At 48.0% G+C, this 893-nt stretch carries 1 protein-coding gene and 1 pseudogene; both read left to right on the forward strand.

The genetic code is table 11. The annotated features are described in order from the left end of the window. A pseudogene (locus ACNS88_RS17615) lies at positions 1 to 213 on the forward strand (hypothetical protein); the annotation flags it as partial. A 194-nt stretch (positions 214 to 407) separates the two neighbouring features. Then, the gene (locus ACNS88_RS17620) at positions 408 to 833 is read left to right on the forward strand and encodes a HalOD1 output domain-containing protein (protein WP_435100660.1); all 426 of its coding nucleotides are present in this window, start codon (positions 408 to 410) and stop codon (positions 831 to 833) included. Positions 834 to 893 lie beyond the last annotated feature (60 nt).

The raw sequence follows: 893 nt of genomic DNA on the forward strand, positions 1-893 counted from the left end.
CACGTCGATGTGGTCGGGACGAGTTCGCGTGACATTACTCGAATTACTGACGCTATCCACGACATTGGCGTGGAGATTGAGTCGTCGGAAATGATGAGACAGCGGCACGTTCAACCATTCAATCATTTCTTCCTCCAAGGAACGGAAGATACGGACGCGCGCGACAGCACGATCGGGGAAATAGGACGAGTTCTGCAACTGAGTGGGCGGTAGTTGCTTTTGGGGATTCCGCATATCAAGCCCCTAATATTGGGAGAACCAATATTAGCTTGCCAAAAAAAAAAAAACAGTTTTAGAGGCATATTCTGTGGTATCTCGCATACATCAGTATACTTTTACAAAGTACTTATACTCGTACTCGTTCCATTGGCTAATAGGGACGCACCGATACGAGAGGATTTCTTAAAATGGATCTTATGGAAAAAATAGTCTGGGAAATAGCAGACCGAGAAGGCGTTGACCCTACAGATCTCAAAAAGCCCCTGCAAGAGGTCGTTGATATAGATACACTCGAAACTCTCATCGCTAACACCGAAGATAAGCATCATAGATCGCATCTGAACGTGGAGTTCGCGCACTACGGATACACTGTCACTATCGATGGGACGGGAACCGTTAGCATCAGCAACAAACCCAGTACTATGGGCCAGTTTTCGCCGCAAACGCCGGATAGTATCTCGAACGAGTTCGACCATTGTGAGCAAGCAATGAAGCATATCGGAGACGTAATCGCGGCTCGTGAACGACCGTTTGTCGAGCGACTTGACGGCCTCCTAGAAGTCGTTCGCAAAATGCTGGGGATGGAAGGTGCAACACCATCCGTCTTCAGTTAAGCAAGAAACCGCGTAACTGCGGTGGCTTATCGGGACATCTTTCGGAAGGAATGAGGAAGT

It is taken from the genome of Halorubrum shenae (assembly GCF_051194165.1).
Taxonomy (GTDB): Archaea; Halobacteriota; Halobacteria; order Halobacteriales; family Haloferacaceae; genus Halorubrum.

What these genes read in the sequence shown, in the direction of transcription:
- ACNS88_RS17620 (WP_435100660.1), top strand. Translation starts at nt 408, where the DNA reads ATGGATCTTATGGAAAAAATAGTCTGGGAAATAGCAGACCGAGAAGGC.